This window comes from Variovorax sp. AB1(2024), assembly GCF_037482385.2.
Taxonomy (GTDB): Bacteria; Pseudomonadota; Gammaproteobacteria; order Burkholderiales; family Burkholderiaceae_C; genus Variovorax.
In genome coordinates, this window is sequence record NZ_JBBHKP020000001.1 from 5,579,284 (window position 1) to 5,599,671 (window position 20,388).

31 protein-coding genes and 1 tRNA gene are annotated in these 20,388 nt (G+C 61.0%); 11 read left to right on the forward strand and 21 right to left on the reverse strand.

Annotated features, from left to right (window positions below):
• Positions 1-12 precede the first annotated feature (12 nt).
• The 18 genes from WIX39_RS26195 to WIX39_RS26280 all read right to left on the reverse strand — a co-directional run bounded on the left by WIX39_RS26195 (position 13) and on the right by WIX39_RS26280 (position 12,412).
• Positions 13-1,083 carry a hypothetical protein gene (locus WIX39_RS26195; RefSeq protein ID WP_409196232.1) on the reverse strand — a complete coding sequence of 357 codons (1,071 nt, stop codon included), beginning with the start codon at positions 1,081-1,083 and terminating at the stop codon, positions 13-15.
• 19 nt (positions 1,084-1,102) lie between these two features.
• Positions 1,103-1,426 carry an FmdB family zinc ribbon protein gene (locus tag WIX39_RS26200; RefSeq protein ID WP_409196233.1) on the reverse strand — a complete coding sequence of 108 codons (324 nt, stop codon included), beginning with the start codon at positions 1,424-1,426 and terminating at the stop codon, positions 1,103-1,105.
• A gap of 256 nt (positions 1,427-1,682) precedes the next feature.
• A complete protein-coding gene (locus WIX39_RS26205; protein WP_409196234.1) occupies positions 1,683-3,935 on the reverse strand; it encodes a hypothetical protein in 2,253 nt (750 codons plus the stop codon).
• A complete protein-coding gene (locus WIX39_RS26210) occupies positions 3,932-4,474 on the reverse strand; it encodes a hypothetical protein (protein ID WP_409196235.1) in 543 nt (180 codons plus the stop codon). The genes WIX39_RS26205 and WIX39_RS26210 overlap by 4 nt, the downstream gene beginning before the upstream one ends.
• A complete protein-coding gene (locus WIX39_RS26215) occupies positions 4,471-5,172 on the reverse strand; it encodes a hypothetical protein (protein WP_409196236.1) in 702 nt (233 codons plus the stop codon). The genes WIX39_RS26210 and WIX39_RS26215 overlap by 4 nt, the downstream gene beginning before the upstream one ends.
• A gap of 4 nt (positions 5,173-5,176) precedes the next feature.
• Positions 5,177-5,392, reverse strand: coding sequence for a hypothetical protein (locus WIX39_RS26220; protein WP_409196237.1), 216 nt, complete (start codon positions 5,390-5,392; stop codon positions 5,177-5,179).
• A gap of 1 nt (position 5,393) precedes the next feature.
• Positions 5,394-6,794 carry a terminase large subunit domain-containing protein gene (locus WIX39_RS26225; protein ID WP_409196238.1) on the reverse strand — a complete coding sequence of 467 codons (1,401 nt, stop codon included), beginning with the start codon at positions 6,792-6,794 and terminating at the stop codon, positions 5,394-5,396.
• Positions 6,769-7,329 carry a terminase small subunit protein gene (locus tag WIX39_RS26230; protein ID WP_409196239.1) on the reverse strand — a complete coding sequence of 187 codons (561 nt, stop codon included), beginning with the start codon at positions 7,327-7,329 and terminating at the stop codon, positions 6,769-6,771. The genes WIX39_RS26225 and WIX39_RS26230 overlap by 26 nt, the downstream gene beginning before the upstream one ends.
• Entirely contained in the window at positions 7,322-7,672 is a 351-nt protein-coding gene (locus WIX39_RS26235) for a hypothetical protein (protein WP_409196240.1), read from the reverse strand. The genes WIX39_RS26230 and WIX39_RS26235 overlap by 8 nt, the downstream gene beginning before the upstream one ends.
• 257 nt (positions 7,673-7,929) lie before the next feature.
• Entirely contained in the window at positions 7,930-8,160 is a 231-nt protein-coding gene (locus tag WIX39_RS26240; RefSeq protein WP_409196241.1) for a hypothetical protein, read from the reverse strand.
• 110 nt (positions 8,161-8,270) lie between these two features.
• On the reverse strand, positions 8,271-8,429 hold the full coding sequence (locus WIX39_RS26245; protein ID WP_409196242.1) for a hypothetical protein: 159 nt from the start codon (positions 8,427-8,429) through the stop codon (positions 8,271-8,273).
• Between the two features lie 493 nt (positions 8,430-8,922).
• Entirely contained in the window at positions 8,923-9,471 is a 549-nt protein-coding gene (locus WIX39_RS26250; protein ID WP_409196243.1) for a hypothetical protein, read from the reverse strand.
• Positions 9,468-9,722 carry a hypothetical protein gene (locus tag WIX39_RS26255; RefSeq protein WP_409196244.1) on the reverse strand — a complete coding sequence of 85 codons (255 nt, stop codon included), beginning with the start codon at positions 9,720-9,722 and terminating at the stop codon, positions 9,468-9,470. Before WIX39_RS26255 ends, WIX39_RS26250 begins: the two co-directional genes overlap by 4 nt.
• 282 nt (positions 9,723-10,004) lie before the next feature.
• Positions 10,005-10,205: a hypothetical protein gene (locus WIX39_RS26260; RefSeq protein ID WP_409196245.1), complete on the reverse strand. Its 201-nt coding sequence runs from the start codon at positions 10,203-10,205 to the stop codon at positions 10,005-10,007.
• Positions 10,202-10,954, reverse strand: a complete 753-nt coding sequence (locus WIX39_RS26265; protein WP_409196246.1) for a helix-turn-helix domain-containing protein — start codon at positions 10,952-10,954, stop codon at positions 10,202-10,204. Before WIX39_RS26265 ends, WIX39_RS26260 begins: the two co-directional genes overlap by 4 nt.
• A 146-nt stretch (positions 10,955-11,100) precedes the next feature.
• Complete coding sequence (locus WIX39_RS26270; RefSeq protein ID WP_409196247.1) at positions 11,101-11,610, reverse strand: hypothetical protein; 510 nt, start codon at positions 11,608-11,610, stop codon at positions 11,101-11,103.
• Positions 11,611-11,645: 35 nt separating this feature from the next.
• Positions 11,646-11,999: a hypothetical protein gene (locus WIX39_RS26275; protein ID WP_409196248.1), complete on the reverse strand. Its 354-nt coding sequence runs from the start codon at positions 11,997-11,999 to the stop codon at positions 11,646-11,648.
• Positions 11,996-12,412: a hypothetical protein gene (locus WIX39_RS26280; protein ID WP_409196249.1), complete on the reverse strand. Its 417-nt coding sequence runs from the start codon at positions 12,410-12,412 to the stop codon at positions 11,996-11,998. Before WIX39_RS26280 ends, WIX39_RS26275 begins: the two co-directional genes overlap by 4 nt.
• 315 nt (positions 12,413-12,727) lie before the next feature.
• On the opposite strand from WIX39_RS26280, the gene WIX39_RS30895 reads away from it, so the two are divergent.
• From WIX39_RS30895 to WIX39_RS26310, 5 genes are all read left to right on the forward strand, one after another.
• Positions 12,728-13,402 (forward strand): helix-turn-helix domain-containing protein, encoded by a 675-nt coding sequence (locus tag WIX39_RS30895; RefSeq protein ID WP_431197049.1) that lies wholly within the window; start codon positions 12,728-12,730, stop codon positions 13,400-13,402.
• Positions 13,399-13,830, forward strand: a complete 432-nt coding sequence (locus tag WIX39_RS26295) for a hypothetical protein (RefSeq protein ID WP_409196252.1) — start codon at positions 13,399-13,401, stop codon at positions 13,828-13,830. Before WIX39_RS30895 ends, WIX39_RS26295 begins: the two co-directional genes overlap by 4 nt.
• A 139-nt stretch (positions 13,831-13,969) precedes the next feature.
• Positions 13,970-14,137 carry a hypothetical protein gene (locus tag WIX39_RS26300; protein WP_409196253.1) on the forward strand — a complete coding sequence of 56 codons (168 nt, stop codon included), beginning with the start codon at positions 13,970-13,972 and terminating at the stop codon, positions 14,135-14,137.
• Positions 14,138-14,149: 12 nt separating this feature from the next.
• Positions 14,150-14,344, forward strand: a complete 195-nt coding sequence (locus WIX39_RS26305; RefSeq protein WP_409196254.1) for a hypothetical protein — start codon at positions 14,150-14,152, stop codon at positions 14,342-14,344.
• Entirely contained in the window at positions 14,344-14,802 is a 459-nt protein-coding gene (locus tag WIX39_RS26310) for a hypothetical protein (RefSeq protein ID WP_409196255.1), read from the forward strand. The genes WIX39_RS26305 and WIX39_RS26310 overlap by 1 nt, the downstream gene beginning before the upstream one ends.
• 78 nt (positions 14,803-14,880) lie before the next feature.
• On the opposite strand, the gene WIX39_RS26315 is transcribed toward WIX39_RS26310, so the two are convergent.
• The gene (locus WIX39_RS26315) at positions 14,881-15,342 is read right to left on the reverse strand and encodes an Arc family DNA-binding protein (RefSeq protein WP_409196256.1); all 462 of its coding nucleotides are present in this window, start codon (positions 15,340-15,342) and stop codon (positions 14,881-14,883) included.
• A gap of 58 nt (positions 15,343-15,400) precedes the next feature.
• Between WIX39_RS26315 and WIX39_RS26320 the strand changes: the two genes are divergently transcribed.
• The 6 genes from WIX39_RS26320 to WIX39_RS26345 are packed head-to-tail and all read left to right on the forward strand — an operon-like array spanning position 15,401 to position 19,170.
• Positions 15,401-15,595: an Arc family DNA-binding protein gene (locus tag WIX39_RS26320; protein WP_409196257.1), complete on the forward strand. Its 195-nt coding sequence runs from the start codon at positions 15,401-15,403 to the stop codon at positions 15,593-15,595.
• Positions 15,596-15,638: 43 nt separating this feature from the next.
• On the forward strand, positions 15,639-16,751 hold the full coding sequence (locus WIX39_RS26325) for a hypothetical protein (protein WP_409196258.1): 1,113 nt from the start codon (positions 15,639-15,641) through the stop codon (positions 16,749-16,751).
• Positions 16,752-16,759: 8 nt separating this feature from the next.
• Positions 16,760-17,413 carry a hypothetical protein gene (locus tag WIX39_RS26330; protein ID WP_409196259.1) on the forward strand — a complete coding sequence of 218 codons (654 nt, stop codon included), beginning with the start codon at positions 16,760-16,762 and terminating at the stop codon, positions 17,411-17,413.
• Entirely contained in the window at positions 17,410-17,859 is a 450-nt protein-coding gene (locus WIX39_RS26335; RefSeq protein ID WP_409196260.1) for a ribonuclease H family protein, read from the forward strand. The genes WIX39_RS26330 and WIX39_RS26335 overlap by 4 nt, the downstream gene beginning before the upstream one ends.
• Positions 17,856-18,068, forward strand: coding sequence for a DUF4224 domain-containing protein (locus WIX39_RS26340; protein WP_409196261.1), 213 nt, complete (start codon positions 17,856-17,858; stop codon positions 18,066-18,068). The genes WIX39_RS26335 and WIX39_RS26340 overlap by 4 nt, the downstream gene beginning before the upstream one ends.
• A 1-nt stretch (position 18,069) precedes the next feature.
• Complete coding sequence (locus WIX39_RS26345; protein ID WP_409196262.1) at positions 18,070-19,170, forward strand: tyrosine-type recombinase/integrase; 1,101 nt, start codon at positions 18,070-18,072, stop codon at positions 19,168-19,170.
• 76 nt (positions 19,171-19,246) lie between these two features.
• Here the strand turns inward: WIX39_RS26345 and WIX39_RS26350 are convergent.
• Both WIX39_RS26350 and hrcA read right to left on the reverse strand, forming a co-directional pair.
• Positions 19,247-19,323 (reverse strand) — tRNA-Ile (locus tag WIX39_RS26350).
• A 31-nt stretch (positions 19,324-19,354) separates the two neighbouring features.
• Entirely contained in the window at positions 19,355-20,362 is a 1,008-nt protein-coding gene (gene hrcA / locus WIX39_RS26355) for a heat-inducible transcriptional repressor HrcA (RefSeq protein ID WP_081269874.1), read from the reverse strand.
• Positions 20,363-20,388: the final 26 nt, after the last annotated feature.

A 20,388-nucleotide genomic window follows, 5' to 3' on the forward strand; every position in this document is an offset into this window, starting at 1 on the left:
AAGGCTCCTTAGCTATGAGTGGGCGTCAAACGCAGCGGTAATGGCGTCTCTGACGCTGTTCCCTACTGCGCTGGGGGTGCCGGCTGCTGGCGAGGAACCCCGGACGCTTCCTGAGGCGGTGCGCGCTCTCTGAAGTCGGGCGTTCTCTTCGGACGCGCGTCGTTGCTGATCGAGCAACGCGGTGCGGGTCTGAGGGTTTGCAAACACGGCCTGTTGATAGGCGTCTTCGAGGTCTTTTGCGACACCACCGGATATCAGTGATGCCATGTGCACACGAACAGCCTCAAAATGTTCATGGCCCGGCGCAGAGGCAAAGCGGTTCAGCTCGCTGTCAAGCGAATCACTGACACTTTGCCGCTGTGCGGATTCGTTCTGCGCAAGCTTCTCTTTCATGTCGAAAAGCTCACGCTCGTATTTCGCGATCTCCGGCGTGAATTGCTTGCTGAGATCGATTCCGTAGACTTGGGCCAGCCTCAAAAGCTCCTGCACCTTTACGGACTCCGGGGCATACCGAAGGGTGTTATCCGCCTTCATCAGCTCAGCGACAGCGGTAGCGCCGTCAACGCCCAGCTTGTTCAGCGTCTCGCGGTAGGGGGCAATCGCCTGCTCGTAGGCCTGCCCTGCGGTGGCGTGCTGTTTCCATCCCTGAATGCCCTTGTGATAGTCGCCCTCACGGCGTGCGGCTTCGTCGCGCAGCAGCTTCACTTCTGCCGGCGTCACAGGGGTGCCGGCGTCGATCTTTGCCCAGACGGCCTGGGCTTCCGGCTTCCACGAAGAAGGCGCCTTGCTCGCGCCGCCAGCGGCCTGCGTTGCGGCATTGAGCGCCGCATTCGCTGCACCGTTCGATGCTGCGCCGCCCTGCCCTTGCTCCGTCGCTTGCGTGGCCCCTGCAGCAGCCTGGGCGCGTGCGAAGCGGCCCGCCTCGTCGCGCTGGCGAGTGGTTTCGGTCGCTGCTGCCGTGGCGTCGGTCGTCGCCGTCGAATCGCCGGCTGCGGCACCAGTGGTGCCCGTGGTCTCGGGTGATTCGGCTGCGTCGAAAGCGCTTTCGAGGGCGTCGCGGAGGGAGTTGTTTTCAGTGCTCAAGGGATTTCCTTTGTGCGGCCTAGCCGCCTAGTTGCTGGATGGCTTTCGCCACGTCTTCTTTGATGCCGGTCGGCTCTGGGCGCCGCGCGGGGTCGAACTTTTCATTGCCGATTTCGATCTTTCCGTGTTGCTTCAGGTGCGCGCGGTGCTGTGATCGGCTGGTGATGACTTCGCCTGTCACCATCGAGCGGTACGGCGCTATGTCAGCGATGACATAGGGCGCGGAAAGGACGCGCTCCACCTTCGACCCGCAGCATTCGGGGAGGTCTTCGTAGTCTTTGACGGCGCGATAAACATCCTGCCTGGCACCACAGTGCGGGCATTTGGTTGCGTAGATGGGCATGACAGCTAGGCGGCTTCGATGCCGCGTGGCACGTAGTTGGCGGGGTTCAGCAGCCGCAATGAGTCACGCCCTGCCAGCATGAATGGGCGTCGGCATGAATCACAAGCGGCAATCTCTCCAGGCAGCACCGGCCTGTTGTCGATGTGCCGGACATCCTTTGACGCCATCACGGTGCGCGGGACAGGAATTCCAGTGATATGGAAAGCCGCGCGCCCGCATTCGGGATCAATGAAGGTCAGCGGATGCGTTTCGGCACTCACATTTGCCCCTGGCTCAATGCAGCCGCATCAGCGGCCATGTCCTGCTCTGGCGTGATCGTTCCGCCGTTCTTCAGTTCAGCGACAGCGATGGCGGTAGACGCCTGGCGCATGCTCTTGAGGTCATCGATCTGCGCGCGGAGCTGTTCAAGTTCACGCGCATAGTTCGCGTCTCGGTCGGCGGCGTCTGCGGCCAACTTGGCGCGGAAGGCTTCAAGGTCTCGCTGGGCGTCGGTGCGGTACTTCTCCACCGCCATGCGCTCCTGTCCGCGCATCTGCTCTACCTTGACTTCCAGCTGCGCATCGGCGGCGGCCTGAGCCTGCTGGGCCTGCAGCTTCTGCGCTTCCGGATCTGGCTTCGGCTGCTGCGGCTGGCTCATCTTCTGGATGAACGCTTCATATGCTGCTTCCATCGGGCGGCCAGCCTTGAAGGACCGGACGGCGAACATCAGCATTTCGCCCAGCAGCGGAAGAAGTTCGGGCTGCGTCTGGCCGGCAGCCACCGCTTCTTTCAGGAAGCCGCCCACGGCCTGCAGAAACTCCATGCGGGAGTTCTTTTCTGCCTGCTCATCCAGCTCCACCATTGAATCGGCGGCCACCTCGATGCGGTAGCTGCGCATGGTGTCGTTGCGCAGCAGGTCGATTGCCTGTTCGGCGTATTGCTTGTCTTCCGTCTGCAGGATGCCGGACATCTCAAGCAGCGTTTCTTTACGGTACATCGAGGACATGATCTGAGCCTTCATGCCCAGGATGTCACTGGCGAAACGGGCTACATCCTGCGTCGTCTCTTTCAGGCGCAGCGATGCGAAATTGCTCTTGATCTGCTGAGCGGTCGCGGTCTCCGAAGCCATCGAAGCACCGCGGATGATGTCGCTGAGGCCAGTAACCTCAAAGATGACTTGCTTGCAGGCTTCGCGGGCCTTGTACAGCTCGTTCAGCGAGTTCACCACCGTATCGAGCGGCAGCATGTCAACGGTGCCCTTCAGGCCGCCAGAGGTCTGGAACGAACCCCAGTTCTCCACCGGGATCAGCTCGTTGTCGGTGCCCTCCTGCATCAGGCGTTCGATAGCCGGCTGGCTGGCGTCGTACACACCAACGGCCTTGACTGCCTTGACCAGCATGGAAATCCGGCCTGTCAGCTCATCAAGCTCATTGGCCTGATCTTGATATTCGGCGTAGTCGGGAACCGGAATCAGCGTGTCGGTCGTCGTCGTCGCAAACAGCGGCTTCGGGCACGGGAAGAATCCATCCAGCTCAAGCGGATCATCCTTCGTATCCAGCGGCTCGCTGAAGCCTTCGGCCTGCCAAATGACCTTGCATTCGGTCTTGTCCCAGATTTCCCAGATCTTCGCCTTCTTGGCTTCGTCGGGCTGGGTCACATCCTTGTCTAGGCCGATGGGCTCATGCGTCAGCGGAACTTCTTTGAACTTCGCGCCAAAGCGCTTGGTTCCCTCTTTGCGCCCCATGTAGACGAGGCGCGCCACCCAAGTGACCTCTTCCCAGGTGCGGGCCGGCGAGCAACGGAAGTCTTCCCAGAACACGTAATCGGATGGCGTGCACTCGTAGCCCTTGGTGTTGGGCTTGACCGGCGCCTGCGGCATGCCCATGAGCGCCAGCAGTTCCGGTGTTGCGGTCGATGCCTCAAGAACAGGGGCAGGAGCGCCAAGGAGGCCGGGAGGCTGCGCGCCGGGCGCCGGCATGCCTGCAGCCGGGTCAGCAGCGCCAGGCATCGCGCCAGGCAGTGCGGGAGCGGGCTGTGCGTATTGGCCGCCGAACAGGTCATCCGCCGAAAGCTGTTCGCCCGGCTCCTGCTTTTTCTCTGCGGCCTCGTCTTCATGCTCTTCGGTCGCGTCATCCGTGATCTGGTCGCCTGCGTCGAAGCGAACCCACGCGACACCACGGCCAGGAAGCAGCCGATCCAGGATCGAGCAACGCAATGCCGCGTCGAAGTCCGGATAGTGGTCGATCTCGTACTGGAGCGCGCGTTCGAGGATCTCTGATGCCGTGCGGCCTACCGGGTCGGCGTCTTTGTAGCGGCGCTCAACCTGGGCGCGCGGCTTCTTGCTGTAGATCGCCGGGAACTGCGTGCGGACATTGCTCCAAAGAATGTTGTAGCGCCGTTCGCCGCTGCTGGCCTGTCCGGTCTCTGCCGCGCCACGCTCATCACGGAAGCGCTTGACGATCTTTTTCCCGCGCGCAATGAACTTCTCTTGCTCCTTCCCGGCGAGCTTCAGCGCGTCGAGCCAATTCATTCTTCACCGCCCATCATCGGATCGGGAAATCCGTGCTGCAGGATCTGCAAGCCAGTGACTTCCTGGCCTGTCTCGGTGTTGCGCCAGGCGTCATGGTTCACCGACAGCACCCAAGGGGAGCCCGGGCCGGCGAACTTCGAAAGAAGCGATTGGATCGACTCTTTGCGGGGCGCCTGCTGCTCCTGCTCGCTGGCCGCGTTGGGCGCGACAAGGCCTGTCGGTTGGCACATGTACTCGCGCTCAAAAAACTCCTTCACGGACTGGCCGTTGCGGTAGTCGCGCGCGGCAGATTCAAGGCCGGTCAGATTCACTATGGCCGCGCTCACACCTTCAGCCACGGCGCGCCAGTGCGTCAATGACTCAGGGCTGAAGGGGGATGGGATGCGCGAGGGAACGATGTCGATGATTTCGAAGCCGCGATAGGGCGCAGGCTGCGCAGTCTCGAGTTTTTGCGCTGGTGCCGAGTCCTTGCGCAGCGATGCGGCGGCGCCACCACCGGACGGAAGCGCGGCGATGGTGGTTAGGTTGGCAAGCGTCATAGGACTTTCCGAAATGAAACATTGGTGAACGAGGCTGTTAGAACCACGTTCGACCACACATAGATGCTTCCCGTTGAGGGAGAGGTCACCGTGCCATTGAAAGTGCCTGCGGCTACTTGGTCGCCCACGGCGTTGGCACCCCCCTCTGTGAGAAGCTTCCAGCCGCCCGATGTGAAGGAGTCGCAAGTAATCGAGGCTTGGTAGGTCTGCCCTGCAGTGACCACCGGGCCGCTCTGCGTGAAGGTGCCCACCGCCGCCGCCGTGGCGATCAGCTTCGATGTGATCGACCAGCCCGCGCCAGGCGTCCAGCCGGTCGAGCCGGCTGCAAAGTTCCCGTTCGTGACCAGCTCCGGGCCTAGTCCCATGTCGGCAGCCACTGCGCCATTCGCTGCGAACGGAATTCCGTTGGTGTAGCTCACTGCCGCACCGGACGAACAGCACAGCGCACCAGCCGGCGAGATCGGCAAACCGTTGATGAACTGCGTTCCAGCAGGCAGGCCGGCAGTCGCATCCACGTAGATGACCTGGCCCAGCGCGGTGCGCAACAGCCCGTTGCTGACCTGGGCGCCACCGGCAAGGGCGACCCGCGCAACCGCGTTGGACGCATCGCGCAGGATCCCGCAGACGAATGCGTCAGTGGCGACTGGCGCCACCGTGGAAAGCTGCACCTTGTCTGCAAGGATGGGGAACAGGCTCATAGCGTCAATGCACCGTGAAAAAGTCGCGCGTGAGATGGACGCGCGCAGGAAGCACGCGATGCAGGGTCACTGCAATGCAGCGCAGCACGGCGGAATGACCCTTCGGGCGGCTCTTGCGTGCTTCTCGCTCGCAGAGGAAGCCCAGTAGCTCAGGGCTCGGCAGCCGGTGGTTTTGAGCAGTTACGGTGCCAATCTCGCGGATCGTGTTGAAAGGGGTCATGTCACAGCCTCGTGCTCTTCTTCGGAGCCGTCTTCCACATCTCATCGAGCGTGATGCCCGTGGTCATCATTCCGGCCTTCGCCAACACCGGGAATTTCGCTTCCGGTGGCGCGACAGGCGGCTTTGTCTGCTGCATCACAAGGCAGCCGTAGGAGAAGCCGTCGCCGTCATGCGATGCCCAATCGTGTTTGGGCTCGCTGCTGAATGTCTTGGTGTCCTCGTTGAATTCGTAGGACCACTCACGCAGACCATCTAGGCCCTCGTCGCACTGGTCGGAGAACTCACATTTGCCGATCACCAGGCGGGCGGCGTTCACGCGGTCGGCCTTGGTGCTGTCTGGCGTGATGGCCACCTTGTCAGCGCCGAACACGCTCACGAAGATTTCGATGGCGCTGCGCTTGGCTGCGAAGGTCTTGGCGCGCGCGTCGTGCGGGAGCCAGATCTTTCCGAGCCGCTTCCCCAGCAGCTTGATTCGCAGCTTGTCGCACCATTCTTCCGCGTCGATGCCCCAACCGCCGTCATAGTCAACCAGCGAGTACCCGCCCATGCGGGGCTGCCAGAACCACCAGGTTGCCCGGTCACGTCGCCCGATGTCGGCGCTGATCTCGATGGGCGCGCCGGCTGGGTCGTACCGCACATGCGGCCCGATGCGCCCAGCAACCTCCAGCTTGCCAATCGAGCGGGCCAGGATCGCGCCGAGATTCGCAGCCTCGAAGCTGCACATGTACTCCTGTTCGAACTTCGCTTGCCCGTACTCTTCGCCAAAGTCGGCGATGTACTGCAGCCGCTCTTTTTCGAGCTGCGCAGGCGTCAGAATTCCGGTCTGCGTAGCGTTCAGCACCTGGGCGAAGGCGTCGGGATCGTCCTTCGCTGCCATGTAGGTCTTATGCGCGTGGTTGCGGCCCCGTGGCGTGGTGATGAACATCTGCCAGCCGTTGTTTTCCGCAATGATCGGGCGAAGGTAGGCCCGGGCGGAGGGATCGGCTAGAGCCCATTCCGAATACACGATGCCTGCAGGCGCTGAGCCAACCAGGCTATTGAAGTTGTCCGACCCGATGACCTGCCAGGTTGATCCGTTCTTGAACGTGATCAGCATTTCCGTGTCATTGGTCGATGACCGCAGCGCCAGAGGAAAAGCCTCATCGATGCGCTTCTTACCCGTGTGCGGGTTGACCGCCTTCCAGATCGCTTTCCGGGCCTGGGCAGCCTCCGGCAGCATGTGCCAATAGCCTGCAGGCCGCTCGAATGCCGCAACCGCCGTGCGGTGTAGCGCTACCTCATCCTTGCCCGACCGACGCGACCAAATCAGCTCTGCATGCCTGCCGCCGTTCTCCAGGTAGGTCCAGGCCGGTAGCTGATAGTCCCGTGGCTTCCAGTTATTTGGGAGCTGGATTCGTGCCATGCCGGACGATCTCCACGACTAGCGGGGAGTCCGCATCTCCAGACAACTCCAGCTTGTCGCCGTACTTCTTGGGCTTCAACTTCCCAACAACCCACTTCCGCGCTTCAACCTGTAGCCGGCGATGCTCGATCATGTCGGCTTCCGTGACCTCAACGCCCTTTGCGTCGGTCTTGGTCTTGCGGCCAACCATCGGCGTGTCGGCAATCTCCACGATCTCATCGAACAGCGAATCGGCCTGCGTTTCACGCGCCTGCGCGTATTGGTCCCGGAAGGATGCATACGCCTCATCAGCCAGCCAGCGGAACACGGTCGATTTGCTCGGCATGTCCTCACTCAAACAGATCTTCCGCAAGCTAATGCCGTCTGCCAAAGCTTCACAGATGCTGTCGCCAATCTCCTGCGTGAACGACGAAGGGCGCCCCGTTGGCGTTGCCTGGCTCTTGCTGGCGTTGCTTGGCGTTTCACGGCGTTTCGTGGTGCGCGGCGCCGCCTTCTTCGCCTTCTCGGCTGCTGCAGGTTGCTGCGCCTTAGCCATTCGCAGACCCCCGCAGAATCTGCAGCCCGCAGATTTCGCACCCCGCAGAATCTGCAGCCCACCCCCGCAATTCCTGCACCCCTACCCCCGCAGATTTCGCGGGGGTCTTGGCCATCAGGTGGTTTATCAGCGCGTTGTTGCGGGTCACGTTATCCGCCATGCGCTGGAGGGCATCTCGGTAGATCGTTTCTCCCCGCGACTTTCCGCCCTTGATCGGGAAGCGATGGCAGGCCCATCCGTAGCGGCCTGCAACCATGCGCTTCTCAGGCTCCACGCACGGCATTTCGAACATGGCGTAAAGGTTCCCGCCAAACGAGGTTTTGAGCCTGCGCGTATCAGCCATGCCCCACCCCCACGCCAAACACCGTCACCATGGTTCCGAGCGCATCCGAGCGGATGAATCGGTAATGTGAGGCTGTGTCCTTCAAGATCTGAAGCCCATCCTTTGCAGCCCAATGCATGCGGCTGACTGGGATTGGCTCGCGGCAATACCCGCACCGCATCCCGTCGATCACGGGCATATAGGTGCCATCCCATCGCAGAGCCGGGATGGGCGCGCCGCAGCTCTCGCAGCACGGGCTTTGCACTGGCGCTCTCACGTCATCCCCCAGAGGTGTCCAGGAGATCGGGGCGCGACGTGGAAAATTGATGACGGAAGCCATTGCCGCCATGCTTGACCCACAAGTACAGGCGCCGAGCCCACCCGGCAATCAAGTTCAGCGGGATGGGCAGGCAATGGCCGTATAGGCTGCCTTCGCGATATTCAGTCCATGCAACCCCGTACCATGCCGGGATCAGGTTGCCTTCTCGAATCTCTTTCTTGATGCTCATGGGGTTCTTTCAGCGGGATAGCCGCGACAAAGAAAAGAGCCCGCCGATCTTGCGAAGGGCGGGCTTGAAGGTTCGGCGAAGGGATGCCGAGCCGGAGACAACTGCAGGCTTCAGCCGAGCAAGGATGCAGGGCGGCGATTGGGTTGGCCGTTCAGGTTGCAGACATGCGCGAAGGCCCTGCTTTCGAGCGCATGCGCGGCGACAGCCGTGTAGACCAGCGTGTCAAACACATGCCAAGTCTGGTTGTTGTGGCGGACTTCGTAGCGCATCGGCGCTCCTACGTGAACCCCCGCGCACCTTTCGATGGCGGGGGAATGGCTTCTGCAATGGTTTCAGTGGCCGGTGCTGATCTCCGGCTTGGGCGGCAGTTGTTCCGTTGGTCCCAAGGTCACGCTTGCTGCGCATCAGCCTGCGCATTCACTGAATTAGGCTGCCGCCGCTTCTCTGCGGTGGCGTAACCGTGTCTGCACATGGCAGATCGGCAAATAGGTGCTGGGCGCGAGCCCGAAGCATGGAGCTATAGGGTGGCGTCGGGCACGATTCGAACGTGTCGCGTATCCCATTGGACCGGGCGGCATCCGAGGCCGCTCCACCGAGGCCAGAAAGCAAAAACCCGCCAGGCTTTTCAGCGGGCGGGTTCGGAAATCTTTAGGGGTGGCTACGCCATCAAGGGGCGCGGTGCTGCAATATTATTTTCGCCGGAACACCCGTGCCATATACAGCGCCAACGATTATGCCACCAAGTTGCGTTAGCGCAAAGCACTATTCGCGCCCCGCTTCTGCAATGAACCCCTTCAGATCGAGATAGCCCGCGATCTGTCGCATTGCTTCCGGGCCGGCCTCCGCTTGGTGCGTCTCCATGTGCACGATTACCCAGTTGGCTAGTTGCCGATGCTGATGAGCGAACAGATCGGCGAACAGGGTTCGGCCAGTCCCACGGCATGCACCGCAGCGGTCGCGCAGGGTCTTGGTTCCCGGGATCACCAAGCGCCCGTGGCCGCTGCAGACCTTGCAAACGGGGTTGCGGTGCCACGCAAGGCAAGACTGCGCCAGATGCTGCGCCTGCTGGCGGCTGAGCTTTACACGCATCCTGCGCGCCTGCTTCCAGGCGTCGTCGGAAAGGATGTCCACGATTTCCACGGATGCGGTGTTGTCACCGGCAAAGAGCCGATGCAGCGCCACGGCCAGCGGATGCCTGATCGACGCAAGGCCCATTGCGCCGAGTACATCGGTGTCTGATCGGGCTGTGCGTTCGTCAATCCTCAGGTTCGAAGACCGCACGGCGGTTGCATAGCGCTCCGTGATGTTCATTGACCACCTTTCACGGCGTCTTCGATCCGCACGGCCAACAGTCGCCGGCCACCGTCAATCGACGGCGAGCCCGTTGCATCCTCCAGGCGGCGCAGCAAGCGGCGGAGCTGGTCGTCCGTTACCTTGCCCTCCTGCTTCAGCAACAACGCGAAGCTGGCGACAACCTGGGCGGTAGCAACCCGGTGCGCGTTGATGGTGTCGGCGAAGAAATCCGAGTTCTTCAGGTACTGCTCAAATTCACGCATGCTCATTGCGTTCCCCTTCGTCGTGGTTGTCTTGGTTGGTCACGGGTGACTTGTTCGTGACCGATGGCCTGCCGCAGTAGGCGCAATCGCCGGAGGGCAGGTAGCGAGTCGCACCACATCCGGCGCATGGCTGCGGGATGCTGTTGAACGGGCCGCGCTCCGATTCGAAGCTGAAGGCAGGCCCAGCCATGGGCATGGACTTGCCTCCCATGGCCTAGAAAACCCAGCGGGTTAGCGCTGGGTTCCTTCTGGGTTCACGCTGGGTTAGCACTGGGTTACCGCTGGGTTCTACTGCGCGGCTTCCAGCCACTTGTTCAAGCGCGTGAGCGCGTTGCTGTAGACGAGTCCAACGATCAGGACAGCAGCGCCTGCAGCAATCGGCATCCAGCCGAACAGGAGCCACAACCCGATGACCAACGGCGCGAAGAACAGCGCATAGGTCAGGCGATTGCGGTACGGCTTCAGGACTTTGCGGATGGTCTCGATCATTTGTCTTCCCCTTCAAAATTGAGCTGTCCCGTTTTCGGAGGCTCGTAGTTGAGATCCGTTGCCAGCCAGTAGACGGCAACGCTCTTGGTTGCGCCGGAGCGCTCGCCCGTGTCCACGATCAACCCGGCGTCGCTGAGACGCTTCAGGCCTTCGAGGACTGTTTTTCTGTCTTGGGAGGTCTTGTCTGCCAGCTCCTGCACCGATGCGCTGCAGCGCTCGCTATCGCCGGCAAGGTGTGCCATTGCCATCAGGAGGAACTTCGTTGAGGATTTCTCCAGAGGCTGCTGCCAGGCCCATGCTTGCCCCTTGCTGGGGCTGGAAGCGGGTTCTGACTGCCGCTCAGCCGCCCAGATCCCCGTTTTCTCGAATGCATCGATTTGGAAATCGCAGAAGTTCAGCAGCTCCAAAGCCGAATAAACCTCTGGGTAAAGCTCGTGGTCATGCCGGTCGTTGGCCTTGCTGAGCATCTTGTGCAAGCTGTCTGCTTGAGCCTGAACCCACTTCATGCAGCGCTGCAGCCCCTCGACCTCGGACCGGAGATCAATGAGGCCTTGGGCATCACAGGCAGTCCGCGTTGGCAGCAGGCCCAATTTTTCCGCGATGAATCGAACATGGATCGGATGCACATCGACCCAGCTCTCCCCCTCGAAATCGGCCTTCTCGGTCAGCCTCACATTCCCGTTGCCTAGGAGTTCGATCTCCAGGCCCGGGATTTCCTCTATCCATCCGTCAGTCGTCAGTGTCGTCATTTGTCGTCCTTGCTCGTCGTCGTCATTGATGGGTGCCTGCCGCTTCGCTCTTCTCAATCACATAGATGGCTTCTCTAGAACTCCTACAGAAATTAGAGGTCGAGCGGTTTTGCGTTTTCATTGGGCGTGACCTCTAAAAACTGGAGTCATAGAACCGTCTCAACCTGCCCGCGTACTACAGTTTCTGTAGGTCCTGGGGCCTGTTTTGAGGGGTTGACCTCTAATTTCTGGAGGGCAGGAAGTGTTTTTGGCGCCCCCTTCGGAAGGGGTAGGAAGTTGAGATAGGGGAAGCCGCGTGGCTCGATGTCCATCGACTTCTCCCAATCCAAGCGCCACCAGGTGAATCCGATCCAGTCGCTTGTTCGTGGCGCGTGGCCCTGGCGGGTGTGCACCACGAACGAGGCCTCTAGAAGGGCTCTTTTGGCCGCTATGAGCGTTGTTTCTGACTTCCAGTTGCCCGGACAGCCAAAGTCCTTCACGGCCTCGAATGCGGGGCACAGGCGCCCGTTGTTCTTGCCCGTGTACTGGGCCATCAGGTTGAAGGCCAGTTTCTGCGCGTTGGGCGGCAAGCTGTTCCACTCCGCCGAACGCAGCACCAGTGATGGCACGGCGGCGAAGTCGTAGGAAATCTGGCCCTTCTTGTACTTGCTTGCCATTCATCGGCCTGCCTTGCCTGTATCCCGCGCCATGCTCATTCGCCTACCACTACCCACACAACAGCCTGATTGCCGCTGATCGTTGGCCGCGTCCTGCCGCTGTCCTTGACCAGGCCGGCATTCACCAGGGCAACCCGGCGCGGGCGCTGGCTGTTCGCGTTCATGGGAATGCGGAACTGCATTTCTTCGTCCGTGGCGCCCTCCCCTTCCGGGAAGCCGCTCAGGTACGCGAAGATCTTGGCCTCAAGCGTGCCGGCATGCGGCGCAATGCTGACCGCAGCGGCTTCGCTGGTGCGCGAATGGCGCTGAAACTTCGGATCGCACAGCACCGGGATGCGCTGGCGGGTGATGGATGCGGGCCGCAGCCCTTCAAGTGGGAGCTGCTTCATGCCGTAACCCTTCCATGCATTGCTTCGGTCAATATGCGGGCCTTCTCTTCGGCCTTCAGGGCGCGCTCTTCTGCCAAGCGCACCCGTTTTTCCATCTCCGTTTCGCGGTGACGGAGAGAATCAAGGTCATAGCCTCTGGAGTACAGGAGCCACAGCAGCGGGGCTTCGTTCTCGGCCTTGTCCATGAAGATGTTCAAGGCGTCTTGCGGAAAGTTGTGCTGCCCGGCGCCCATGATTCGCGACCACTGAGCTTGATCCTTGACGATCCCGCCCGTGCCATAGAACGCTTTGTCGTCCAGCCCGCTGAGGGTCTTGCAGAGCTGCAGCGCGCTGGTCATGGAGGGTTGTTTTGCGATCAACGCGGTGTCCACCGAATGCATTGCGGGGCGCGCTGAAAACTCGTATTGATTCATCGATACATCTCCGGTCTTTTCATATGCGCTGTCATGTCTCGTTCTCCGAGCCGCAGCAAATGAACATCGGGGCATGCAATCACCACGCCCCACCCTTCTCCGTCTACCGCCTGTTATTCACTCCAGTTCAAGGACGGCGGTTTCATCAAATGCAGTGCCAGAACACCCCGGGCACATCTGCGTGTGCGTCCGGATCACGCGGCTTGAAATGCGCGTGGTGGATGGCGATCTGGAGGTGTCGTATTCCGGCAGCTCGGTCTCTTCGATAGAGCCGGTGCGGTCTAGTCGTGCGCGTGCACTCGCAAGGCGTAAGCCGTGAGCGCGGGCCATGATTCAGGCCTTGACCGTCTGGGGCGCGAGCCCGGGCACGTTGGGGAGCGCGCCCATGTTCTGGCGCGTCCAGGCTCCGATTACTCGGTCAGAGATTCGGCGCGGCAATTCTTCGGGCCACTGTCCGACCGCCTGGGGTGTGATCTCCAGGGCTGCGGCCAACTCCTTCTTACTGCCGCCGAAAAGATGAATAGCTTCGGTTTTGAGCATGCTCTATTAAAGCATACTTTCATCTCAACTGAAAGCATGCTTTCGGAAACGACTTGTAAGCTTGCTTTCATGAACTACGGTGAACGCCTTCAACTCGCTCTGGAACTGGCCCGCAAGGATCGCAACGCACTTGGCAAGGAACTGGGCATCTCGGTGCAAGCCATCGGGCAGGCAATTCGAGGCGGCAGGACTGGAACCCAGATGTTCAACGCCGAGAACAGTGCGAAGGCCGCGCGCTTCTTATCGGTGGATCACTATTGGCTCGCAACCGGTGAAGGCGAGCCCAGGCCGGATAATCTGATCCCTGATGACGCCTTGGAATTTGCCAGGCAGTTCGCTCAGTTGACCGAAGATGAGAAGACCAAGTTGCGCACCTTGTTTGCAGTCGTGCGCAGCGAGCCGTCAAGCGGTGCGGCCACCACGGGAAAGAAACTTGGAGGGAAGCAATGAAGAAACTTCTTACGCTTGCACTGTGCGCCGCACTGACGGCCTGCACGACGACCGATTTCCGCCAATATGAGTCCAAGAACAATGCGTTTGAGGGCCAGGGCGGCACGAAAGAGATCGTCAACGGAATGGAGATCTGGGATGGCGCACCACCGCGACGATTCACCGTCCTTGGCGTCATCTATGACGACCGGCAAGGGGCAATCATCCCGATGGCGATGCTGTCTGGCGATATGGTGAAGGAAGCCAGGAAGCACAACGGCGACGCACTGATCCGCATGGGCAGCAGTTCCACCCTTCGCGGCGTTATCTCAACCGGCTCAGGCGTTGCTACCGCTGTGGGGCCGAATACCTACATAGTCGGCAGCTCGGTATCTACGCCAGTGCGCCGCAATGCATCGAACTTCGCAGTCATCAAGTACATCGACTGACCACGCGCCCCCAGAAAAGAAAGAATGCTCCCATCCCTAGGTAAAAACACCTAGGAATACAAAATTCCTTGCCTCGGATTGAAAGCATGCTTGTAAACTATGCTTTCAATGCGGACTCCCGCATATACCGGAGAGCAAGATGAATTTCGAAGAAGCTGTTGAAGCAACCGTGACCCGCGCAGAAGCCTTGCGCGAGATCGCCAGGCACGACATCGGCGAGCCCGATCCGGTCGCGCTGTTCTTCCAGGAAGTCGGCGACAAAGCCGAGTACACCGGCGCTGAAGTGCTGGGTTGGTTGGGCTACTGAGCGGCAGCGATCATGAACAAGCTGGCGATCAAGGCAAACGCTCAACACGCCGTTGGCGTGCTCATCGGCCTGACCCTTCTCAAGGCTACTGGCCTGCGCTTCGGCAAGGAGCATCGCGGCCAGCACTGGTACTCGCACGTCGCTGCGAATCTGGCTGCTGACGGCTTCATCCAATGGCTGCCGTATTCGATGAAGGCGCCTAGATGATGGCTCGCCTTCTCGCATGGCACTACACCATCGGCGCGCTCATGCCGAGCATTGCCGCCGCTGGGATCTTGAAGCCAGCCACAGCCGGGATCCCCGCGCACGAAACCCCTGTTGTCTGGTTCTCCACCAACCAAATCTATGAGCCCACTGCATCCAAAGGCCTGATCGGCAAGGACGGCAGCAGGCGCTGGGCTACGCTGCAAGAAATGCAGGAGTTTGGCGGCGGGCTGTACCGCCTTGGCATCGAGCCGAACCGATTGCTAACAGGGGCGGCACTGCGTCTACGTGCCCGCATAAATCGTGCGGAGTGGGCACGCTTGTGTGCCAGCGCCAAAGAGGCGCATGCGAACCCGAACGATTGGTTTGGTCACATCGGGCCTATGCCTATCGATGATCTGCTGATCCAGTTCATGGACGGCAACACGTGGGCCACTGTCCCGGCTGAGGCAGCAGCATGAACGCCGCTGACATCCTGCTATATCCGCTCTACCTGCTGGCGCTCGCGCTTCGCGCGGTTTGGCGGTGGGCATGAAGGGTCATGACTTCGTGGCCGCTTCGGCCATTTGCGACTCAAGTTTCGTGTATCGATCCATGTTCGATGCCATTTCGTTCTTCATCTTGCGTAGCACTTGGTCAGCCCGGGCCAGATCGATCTCTGCGGCCTTGATGTCGCCTGTCCCAAGGTTGTTTTTCTTGGCGTCAGCCAAGCGAGCGGCCCGCAAGATCCGGATTTCCTCCATCGCCATCAGTTGCGCTTCGATCTCGAAGAGGCGCCGGGAAAGCGCTCGATGCTGCGACCGGTTCTCCGACTCCTGGGCATTGCTAAGCCTGCGCATCACCGACACCTGTAGGTGCTCAACGATTTCGGCATTCAGGCTGCGCTTCGATTCCTCCGCCATTTTTTCAAGCTCCGCCCGCAGGTCTGGCGGCATGCGCAGCGGGTATGGCGGCTGTTGTTTCGGTTCCATCCCCTTAATCATCGACTCTTTTTGATCCAACACAAAAGAATCTAGTTGACTCTGGTTCTTTTAGATTCTAAAGTAGGGCCTCAGCACCATGAAAACTGCAAAGTCACCCCAACAACCACCGACACCCATCCGGCTCCCGAAGGAGCTGAAGGAGTGGCTGCAACGCGAAGCGGCAAAGAACATGCGCTCGCTGAATGGTGAAGTGAATTTGCGCTTGGAAGCCAGCCGCCAGGCTGATCCAAGCGCAGAAAAGGCGAAGGGGCCAAACCGCGCCAACGGTTAGCCCCTTCTGTGATCCGAAGCACCCGACTAAAGGAACTTGAACCATGACGAATTTTGCCACCGTAGCGCCCACTCGCAAAGTTTCGGCCCGGAAGCCCACAGCAAACGCTGCGGCCCTGCCCCCCTCCAAAACCGTCAAGGCGCCCGCGCCCATCGAGAACGAGGCCCCGCTGGTCACCATCGCCGACATCCGCAACTGGATTGGCATGGCGAACGAAAAACTCGAAAAGGCCTATGACGCGGCTGAGCGCGGCGAAGTGGTCGATATGCTGCTCGACCACATCAACCACAACATCCTTTGCGCCCCGTGGGGGATCATGCAGCGCGCCGATTTGACGCAGGCTGATGCGAAGCGCGTTTATCAAGGTCTCTTCCCGGTCCTGGCCTGCCTGCAGGGCGCCATCAAGTTTGCGGAAGAGTCGGTTCTATACGCCACGCTCCGGGAGGCCTTCGATCTTCTTGAGGCAGCTCAAGACGCGCTTGACCCTATGAATGATGCGGTTCGCGATCTGCCTGAAGGCGGCGAAGCGCACGACTTCGAGCGCGGCAGGGATCTGGCGATTCAGATGATGAAGGACATCGATCCGAATTCCAGCAGCCACGAAGGCTACCGGTGCCACCGTGAGGCCGGGGAGGCTCAGCGCAATTTCGTGATGAATGCGTACATCGAACTTCTGGCCGACGATTCGCTGAGCAAGGGATTCACTTCCGTTCTTTCGAGCGTCATCGGCGGCGTGATCCAGGACGCAGACTACTACCAAGCGATGACCTTGGAGGAAACCGAAGCTGGCGCGGAACAGGGGCAACCTGCTGCGCAGATCGATGGGCAGGCTTTCGAAGCACTCGGCTTCGATGACGGTCCCTACTTGATGGCGAGCGAAGCCATTGCCATCATCCAGGCCCGGGCGCCTGAGGTGGGCTGCGAGCTGTTCTATGGCGCAAAGATCTGCGTTGAGAAAGCCAAGGATCTTTTGGGCGTGGGCATGACTGCCCGGGATGTGTCGCTGTGCGAGCGCGCATCTGCGCCGTTTGGCGTAGCCATCGCCGTGATGGAGACGGCACTCAGCGCCGCCGATGATGTCGCCATGCATGGCGCGTTGCGACTGCTCGATCTCGCGAAGAAGTCTCTTGACGACGCCATCGCGGGGGCCATGTGAAAACGGGGGTGTACGCCCCCGGCGTCGATTTCGATGCGGACGCGAGCGGGGATCGCTACTTCGGAACGGCTCAGGCCTTGATCGATGCCGGCGTCATCAAAGCTGAGCATCTTCCCAAGGCCACATCCGTGACCTTTTTCAATGGCGTGCAGGTCGATGGCCGAACCGTCAAGGGCGCGCAATTCGAACAATGGATGCAAGTCCGCATCTGGGGCAAGTCCGACCGGATCACGCGGTTTGTTGTCACCAAGGGCGTGACCCGCGAAGAGCGCGCGCGCCGAGTCGCTGCGCATGCGGACGAAGCCACGCCGAACATCAACCGTCCTGCCGATCCTGGCTTACAAGAAGTGCAACGGCTGATTCATTCGGTCAGCGCTGCGTTTGCAGAAGGCGAAGAAGTTTTTGCTGGCGGCCAAAGTGCTACCGTCACGGGCGGCTACATGCTTCGTCGCGTGAGCACCGAAGACGGCGAGTTTTCTCACGGCAACAAGCTGTTCAACTACCGCCCGGGCTACACCTGCCGGATGCATGATTCTGGCGCAGAGTATTTCTTCTCCGCTCATGAGCTTCAGTCGAAGAAGGGTGGCCGCTCCTACCTGCGCCTTGTGGGCGCCCCCAAGGCCAGCGCGCAAATCGGCTTTTCGATCCGGAGCCTTGCATGATCCGCGTCTTCACCGATGGATCTTGCTGGCCCAATGACGGCACCGGGAACGGCGGCTGGTCATTCGTCGCCTATCAGAACGGCGTGGAAATGTTCAGCCACTGCGGTGGCGCCAGCAAGACCACGAGCAACCAGATGGAACTTACCGGCATGCTGGAGGCGCTGCGCTGGCTCGGCCATCGGCATGCGGTGGTACTGAGCGACAGCCGCTATGTCGTCAGCGGCTTGAATGAGTGGTGCAGGGGTTGGGAGCGGCGCGGCTGGATGCGAAAGGAAAAGGGCTCGAAAGAGCTGCAGCCGGTCGCGAACGTGGAGCTGTGGAAGGCCGCGTATGCAGCTCGGCGCCCTTGTCACCAGGTCGAATGGGTGAAGGGCCACGCGGGCATCATCGGCAATGTGCGTGCAGATCGACTGGCAGAGGAAGCGCGCATGGGGGTGACAGCGTGAACACGGATCTTTTTTTGACCGATGCAGAACTGGCGAAGCTGACCGGCTTCAAAATCAAGTCGAAGCAGATCGTTCGACTTCGCGCGCAAGGGATCCCATTCCAGGTGAATGCATCCGGGCACCCCGTGGTAACGCGGGCCGCCGTCGAAGGACGCAGGGAGCCCGTTGAAGCCGAAGCGGGTTGGACGCCTGGGCTTATAAGCGCCTGACATGGGACGCAAGCCAACGCGCTGGGCGAACCTGCCCAAGGGGATGCGCGCCCGCGAGCGCGGCAAGCTCATCCACTACTACTTCGACACGGGCGGCAGGCCACGGCGCGAAATCGCGCTTGGCTCCGACTACGTGATAGCTGTTCAGAAGTGGGCCGAACTGGCGCGGGCATCCATCCCCGAAGCCGCGCAAGGCACTTTTGCCCATGTGGTGCGGCTGTACTGGGAACAGGAGATTCCGAAGAAGCAGCCGCGAACCCGGCGCGACAACGAGAAGGAGCGCGAATGGCTGCTGAAGTTCTTCAACACTCCGCCCGCGCCGCTAGACAAGATCGAGCCCAAGCACATCAGGCTATACATGGAATGGCGGGTGAAGGAGGCGCGCAAGGCTGCAGAAGCGAAGAACGCCGAGCGCGTGAAGCATGGACGGCCACCGATCCCGATCCCGCCGAAGCTGGGCCAGGTTCGCGCCAATCGTGAGAAGGCGCTTTTCTCGCACATCTGGAACTATGCGCGTTCGTCGGGCTTTACTCGTCTGGCCAACCCATGCACGGGCGTGAAGGGCTACACCGAAGAGGGCCGCGATGTCATGGTGGATGATGACTTGTTGGCACGGACCATGGCGCGAGCTGGCGAGCCGTTGCGGTTCGCGCTGCGCCTGGCGCATCTGACCGGCCAGCGCCCTGCGGATGTCCTGCGGATGAGCGAAGCCCACATTGCGGGCGGCATGCTTCATGTTCGCCAGGGCAAGACGAAGGCGAAGCTGCGGATGGAGATCGGGGGGGAGTTGGAAACGCTGCTGGAGGAAATCCGCGCGTTCAAGGCCGGGCTGGGTTCGACTTCACCAGCACTGCTGGTGAACGAAGCCGGCAAGAAACTGACAACAGCCATGCTGCGGCGGCGCTTCGATGACGCGCGGGCGCTGGCTGGCGTTCAAGGGGCTGAATTTCAGTTCCGCGACCTTCGGGCCAAGGCCGCCACGGAAGCGGACGAGGATGGCGGCACCAGGCAGGCGCAGGGCCTGTTGGGCCACACCACCGAGGCGATGACGGCCAACTACATCAGACACAAGGTCGGGAAAAAGGTGAAGCCGTTGCGCTGAATTGCGGAACAACTTCTGGAATTGCGGAACACCGCTACAGAGTTTGTAGCAAGGAATCCAGCAAATACGCGGTGTTTGGTAGGCCGTGCTGGGCTTGAACCAGCGACCAACGGATTATGAGTCCGCTGCTCTAACCAACTGAGCTAACGGCCCACGCGCCACGATTCTATTCGCGCTGCGGCCCCTATTTGCGATGGCTCAGCGCATTGCTCACCAGACGCGACGTGATATCGACGATCTGGATCATGCGTTCATAGGGCATGCGGGTCGGCCCGATCACGCCCAGCGTGCCCACGACCTGCCCGTCGACCTCGTAGTTGGCGCTGACGATGGACAGTTCCTCGAACGGCACCACCTTGCTTTCGCCGCCGATGAAGATGCGCACGCCCTCAGCCTTGCTCGACACGTCGAGCAGCCGCATCAGCTGCGCCTTCTGTTCGAAAAGCTCGAAGGCGCGGCGAAGCTGCCCCATGTCGCTGGAAAAGTCGGTCACCGAGAGCAGGTTGCGCTCGCCGGAGATCACCACGTCGTCTTCCTGCGCCTCGGTGAGCACCTCGGAGCTGACCTTCACGGCGGCCTGCATCAGCGCCGCAATCTCGCCGCGCAGCTTCTCGACTTCCGATTGCAGGCGATCGCGCACCTGCTCGATCGTCAGGCCCGCGTAGTTCGCGTTGATGTAGTTGGACGCCTCGACCAGCTGCGACTGCGAATAGTCGGCCTCCGGAAAGATCACCCGGTTCTGCACGTCGCCGTCGGGCGACACGATGATCACCAGCAGGCGCCGGTCGGACAGCCGCAGGAACTCGATCTGCTTGAACACCGACGCGCGACGCGGCGCCATCACCACGCCCACGAACTGCGAAAGGTTCGACAGCAGGTGCGCCGCGTTGGCGATCACCTTCTGCGGCTGGTCGGGCGCCAGCGCCGGCGGGCTCATCTGCTCGCGCTGGGCGGTGAGCATGGTGTCGACGAACAGGCGGTAGCCGCGATGCGTCGGGATGCGGCCTGCCGAGGTGTGCGGGCTGGCGATCAGCCCCAGTTCCTCGAGGTCCGCCATGACGTTGCGGATGGTCGCGGGCGACAGGTCCAGACCGGAAGAACGCGAGAGCGTGCGGGAGCCGACGGGTTGCCCGTCGGCGATGTAGCGCTCGACGAGCGTCTTGAGCAGCAACTTGGCACGGTCGTCCAGCATTGCAAGATTTTAGTGTTGTAATTTGT